The organism is Chitinophaga sp., assembly GCF_036566945.1.
Classification (GTDB): Bacteria; Bacteroidota; Bacteroidia; order Chitinophagales; family Chitinophagaceae; genus Chitinophaga.
Genome location: NZ_DATCVJ010000875.1, coordinates 1 through 5048 on the forward strand (window position 1 = coordinate 1; position 5048 = coordinate 5048).

The following is a 5048-nucleotide window of genomic DNA, read 5'->3' on the forward strand; positions in this document are numbered from 1 at the left end:
GAAAACCTGCGATCCTGCTTCTTTACCAGGATTTAGTGCCGTTGGATATTTTTTTGGAAAGAAATTACAATCCGAATTAAATGTACCGATCGGATTGATCAGCGCCAATTGGGGCGGAACGGCCGCAGAAGTATGGACTCCCGCCGGAATAGTCGAAAATAATGCAGCCCTAAAGCAGGCTGCGGAAAAATTAGAACCTGCTGCATGGTGGCCTTATCGCCCGGGTAGTGCGTATAACGGGATGATATCCCCACTCACCAATTTCGCCGTTAGCGGTGTAATATGGTATCAGGGCGAAAGCAATGTCACTACCAGCAATACCTATAGCCAGCTGTTTACAGATATGATAGGCGCATGGCGAACTGCCTGGAATAAAGAGCTTCCGTTTTATTATGTGCAGATTGCACCATTTAATTATCAATATAGTAACACCGCCGCACTCCTGCGGGAACAGCAGTTGAAAAGCCTCTCCTATCCTAACACAGGTATGGTGGTGATCACGGATCTTGTGAATGACATCAAAGATATTCATCCAAAAAATAAGCGGGATGTTGGTATCCGCCTGGCTAATATGGCGCTGGGAGAAACCTATAAAAAAGATATGGCTACCCCGTACAAAAGTCCTTTGTTCAGGAGTATGGAAATAAAAGGTAGTAAAGCTATTTTATCTTTCGACAATGTACCTAATGGCTTTATGGTGAAAAACGATAAACTTCCTACAGAATTTTATATATCAGGTGCTGATAAAAAATTTGTACCAGCCATTGCAAAAATTGAAAAAGGAAAAATAACCGTTACCAGCAAGGAAGTAAAGGAACCGGTGGCCGTACGGTTTGCATTCAGCAATACGGCGATGGCGAATCTATTCAGCAAAGAAGGGCTGCCGGTAAGTCCTTTCAGAACAGATGACTGGGAGGTAGATACTACGCATATTAAATAATGATATCCCCTGAGATGGATTTCCATCATTGACAATGCCAATGATGGAGATCCATCTCTATTATATTTCTACCAAAAAATATAACTATGGAGCATTTAGTCAGGCTCCTTCGGGTAATGCCATCTCCCAAAAAAAAATTTTGCCCTCAATATTATTCATCGTAATATTGCAATAATACAATAAGATCATGGGAGCAACGAAGACAGACCTATTTACCAAACAGCAAAACGACATTGCCTTAATGGCAAAGGCGCTGGCACATCCGGCCCGTATTGCCATTCTGCAATACCTCGTGAAAAAGAACGCCTGCGTTTGTGGTGACCTGGTAGAAGAGCTGGGCCTTGCGCAGGCAACGACCTCTCAACATTTAAAAGAACTCAAAACAGCCGGCATTATACAAGGTTCCATCGAAGGTGCCAGCGTGTGTTACTGCATCAATCCAAAAGTATGGAAGCAGTATAAGGACTTGTTCAATATCTTCTTTAAAGATGTGGATCTAAAAGAAAACTGCTGCTAAAAATTTTTTACTTATATCAATCGCAATATTGCAATAATACAATCATATGTATCTTATGGCTACTGACGAACAAATGAAGGAAATCGTAAAACAGAAATATAGTGAAATCGCTTTGCAGGACAAGGCCACAAATGAATCCTCCTGTTGCGGGTCTGGCTGCTGCTCTACAGAAGTTTATAACATCATGAGCGATGACTATTCCACACTGGAAGGTTATAACCCTGATGCCGACCTCGGTTTAGGCTGCGGACTACCTACACAGTTTGCGAAAATAAAGAAAGGCGATACCGTTATTGATCTTGGCTCCGGCGCAGGTAACGATTGCTTCATTGCCCGCCAGGAAACAGGTGAAGCAGGAAAAGTAATCGGAATAGATTTCACGCCTGCCATGATTGAGAAGGCCCGCAACAATGCAGAAAAATTGCAGTTCAACAACGTAGAATTCCGGCAGGGAGATATTGAAAAAATGCCGGTGACGGCTAACGTTGCAGACGTTGTTGTTAGTAACTGTGTGCTCAACCTCGTTCCTAACAAAGATGCTGTGATTAAAGAGATCTTCCGTGTACTGAAACCCGGTGGACATTTCAGCATCTCAGATATTGTTTTACAAGGCGTATTACCTGCCAAAATCCAGGAGGCGGCAGAAATGTACGCAGGCTGTGTATCCGGCGCGGTACAAAAACAAATATACCTGGACATGATCGACAACAACGGCTTCAAAAACATCACCATTCAAAAAGAAAAAACGATCCACATCCCGGATGATATTCTTTCCAACTATTTGAACGCGGAAGAAATGGCCGCCTTCAGATCGGGCAATACAGGGATATACAGCATCACCGTGTATGCAGAGAAACCAACAGACGCTCCCTGCTGCGCTCCGGGCTGTTGCTAAACATTCACCTGATAAAAACTAAATCGCTTTTTATGACTATCCAGCCAATGACAACCTCTCATGGCACCCAGGTATTAGCTATTTATGAAGCAGGCATTGCTACCGGCAATGCCACATTCCAGACAACTGCTCCCGAGTGGTCGGCATGGGACGAGTCGCATATTAAAAGCTGCCGGCTGGTGGCGATGGACAATGACAAGGTACTAGGCTGGGCCGCCTTAACAGCCGTTTCCGGTCGTTGTGTATATGCAGGCGTAGCGGAAGTGAGCATATACGTTGCTCCGGAAGCGCAAGGCAAAGGAATTGGCCGGCAGCTGCTGGAGGAACTGATAAAGCAAAGTGAACAAAACAACTTCTGGACTTTACAGGCAGGCATATTCCCCGAAAACACCGGCAGTCTGAAAATACATGAACACTGTGGATTCAGGGTGCTGGGCCGTCGGGAGAAAATCGGCAAAATGAACGACACCTGGAGAGATACATTGTTATTGGAAAGAAGAAGTACCGTAGTGGGCATTTAAAATTTAGTACACAACAATTATGCAAAATTGTAATCCGGCTGAACGTAAAAAACTCAGCTTCTTAGATCGCTACCTCACATTATGGATCTTCCTGGCCATGGCCATAGGTGTAAGTATTGGATATTACTTTCCATCTTCCTCCGGGTTCATCAACTCGTTTTCAACAGGAACGACCAATATCCCACTGGCTATTGGCTTAATCCTGATGATGTACCCACCACTGGCTAAAGTGAAATATGAGAACATGGGTGAAGTGTTCCGTAATACTAAAATCCTTTCCGTATCACTGTTGTTAAACTGGATTGTAGGTCCTATTCTTATGTTCGGCCTGGCAGTATTATGCCTGCATGGATACCCGGAATACATGACCGGTCTTATCCTGATTGGATTAGCGCGGTGTATCGCCATGGTAATCGTATGGAATGAACTGGCGGATGGTAACCGGGAATACGCAGCAGGACTGGTAGCGTTAAACAGCATTTTCCAGGTATTGCTTTACAGTGTATATGCGTATATATTCATTACCTGGCTGCCGACTTTATTCGGTATGAAGGGTATTACAGTGGCTGTTTCAATTGGAGAGATCGCAAAAAGTGTTGGCATCTACCTCGGCGTTCCTTTTGCGGCGGGTGTAATTAGCAGATATACACTGATCGCCTGGAAAGGGGAAAAATGGTTGCAGGAAAAATATTTGCCTTTCATTTCTCCAATCACCCTGATCGCATTGCTTTTCACCATCGTAGTCATGTTCAGTCTTAAAGGTGAACTGATCGTACAAATTCCTTTTGACGTGATCCGCATCGCCATTCCATTGGTGATATATTTTGGAGTGATGTTCCTGCTGAGTTTCTTCCTCGGCAAAGTAATGGGGGCCGACTATTCAAAGAATGCTGCTATTGCCTTTACCGCCACGGGCAACAATTTCGAACTGGCCATAGCCGTGGCCATTGGTGTATTTGGCATCAACTCCGGTCAGGCATTTGTAGGCGTAATAGGCCCTCTGGTAGAAGTACCGGCATTGATTGCACTGGTCAATGTAGCTTTCTGGCTCCGGAAGAAATGGTATGGTAGCCGCACAACAATTATGGAAGCCTAGATACACAGGAGCCAGCGTATTTACCAACAATACCCATCCCTTATTATTTTTTAATATCATCTATCACATGAAAAAAATATTAGTGCTTTGCACCGGCAATAGTTGCCGCAGCCAGATAGCAGAAGGTTATCTCAGATATTTCGCCGGTAATAAAGCGGAGGTTTACAGCGCCGGCGTTGAAACACATGGCGTCAATCCGAAAGCGATAGCCACCATGGCAGAAGATGGCATCGACATTTCGGGGCATACCTCCAATAACATTACTGAGTACAGTACCATTCCGTTTGACTATGTAATTACGGTTTGTGATAATGCAAAGGAAAGATGTCCATTTTTTCCTACTACTGCACAGAAGTTTCATGAAAACTTTCCGGACCCGGCAAAGGCAACAGGATCAGAAGAAGAAGTGATGCAACAGTTCAGAGAAGTCAGGCAGATCATAAAAGATTACATGCAATCTTTTGTGGCAACTCATCTATAACACCGGCCGAATGAAGTAACACAGGAAATCCCTGAGAAAAGCGTACCAACAGGAGTTTACCGGATATTTCACAAACCTGACCGAAATAATATGTTACAGCAACCAACAATTATCTGGGAACAATTTAATGCTGAATTAAAAAAATTCATCTGTCAGAAGGTGAAACACGACGATCATTGTTATGACATATTACAGGAAGTATTTCTCAAAATATATATCAATATCAACAAAATCCAAAAGGCAGAACATATCAGGGCCTATCTGTTTCGTATTGCCAACAATGCCGTAATAGATTATTACCGGCTCACCAGGAAAAACTGTTTTTTAACAGCGTACTCCTGCCTCGGGCAAGAGCCGGAAGTCACCTCCTTGAAAGAAGAGTACAGGTTGTCAGACTGTCTTCGGCCAATGATTGACACGCTGCCTGATATTTATCGACAGGCCTTAGTTTTAACAGACCTTGACGGCATAACCCAAAAGCAATATGCAACAATAGCGGGTATTTCCTTATCAGGTGCTAAGTCCAGAGTACAGCGGGCTCGTGAAAAATTAAAAGAATTGATACAAAAATGCTGCGAGTATGAGTTTGACAAATACG

7 protein-coding genes are annotated in these 5048 nt (G+C 43.7%); all 7 read left to right on the forward strand.

All coding sequences use genetic code 11. The features are described 5' to 3' along the window. A partial coding sequence (locus tag VIP81_RS26445; protein WP_331968359.1) for a sialate O-acetylesterase occupies nucleotides 1-940 on the forward strand: 940 nt, incomplete at its 5' end. Nucleotides 941-1127: 187 nt separating this feature from the next. Then, nucleotides 1128-1457, forward strand: a complete 330-nt coding sequence (locus VIP81_RS26450) for a metalloregulator ArsR/SmtB family transcription factor (RefSeq protein WP_331968362.1) — start codon at nucleotides 1128-1130, stop codon at nucleotides 1455-1457. Nucleotides 1458-1512: 55 nt separating this feature from the next. Beyond that, the gene (locus tag VIP81_RS26455; RefSeq protein WP_331968365.1) at nucleotides 1513-2352 is read left to right on the forward strand and encodes an arsenite methyltransferase; all 840 of its coding nucleotides are present in this window, start codon (nucleotides 1513-1515) and stop codon (nucleotides 2350-2352) included. Between the two features lie 32 nt (nucleotides 2353-2384). Further along, on the forward strand, nucleotides 2385-2873 hold the full coding sequence (locus VIP81_RS26460; protein ID WP_331968368.1) for an N-acetyltransferase family protein: 489 nt from the start codon (nucleotides 2385-2387) through the stop codon (nucleotides 2871-2873). Between the two features lie 19 nt (nucleotides 2874-2892). Further along, nucleotides 2893-3969 (forward strand): ACR3 family arsenite efflux transporter, encoded by a 1077-nt coding sequence (arsB, locus tag VIP81_RS26465; RefSeq protein WP_331968371.1) that lies wholly within the window; start codon nucleotides 2893-2895, stop codon nucleotides 3967-3969. A gap of 67 nt (nucleotides 3970-4036) precedes the next feature. After that, on the forward strand, nucleotides 4037-4450 hold the full coding sequence (locus VIP81_RS26470) for an arsenate reductase ArsC (protein WP_331968374.1): 414 nt from the start codon (nucleotides 4037-4039) through the stop codon (nucleotides 4448-4450). Nucleotides 4451-4540: 90 nt separating this feature from the next. Next, nucleotides 4541-5048 (forward strand): RNA polymerase sigma factor SigZ (gene sigZ, locus VIP81_RS26475; protein WP_331968377.1); only part of this gene is annotated, 508 nt, incomplete at its 3' end.

What these genes read in the sequence shown, in the direction of transcription:
- arsB (WP_331968371.1), top strand. Translation starts at nt 2,893, where the DNA reads ATGCAAAATTGTAATCCGGCTGAACGTAAAAAACTCAGCTTCTTAGAT.
- VIP81_RS26450 (WP_331968362.1), top strand. Translation starts at nt 1,128, where the DNA reads ATGGGAGCAACGAAGACAGACCTATTTACCAAACAGCAAAACGACATT.
- VIP81_RS26470 (WP_331968374.1), top strand. Translation starts at nt 4,037, where the DNA reads ATGAAAAAAATATTAGTGCTTTGCACCGGCAATAGTTGCCGCAGCCAG.
- VIP81_RS26455 (WP_331968365.1), top strand. Translation starts at nt 1,513, where the DNA reads ATGGCTACTGACGAACAAATGAAGGAAATCGTAAAACAGAAATATAGT.
- VIP81_RS26460 (WP_331968368.1), top strand. Translation starts at nt 2,385, where the DNA reads ATGACTATCCAGCCAATGACAACCTCTCATGGCACCCAGGTATTAGCT.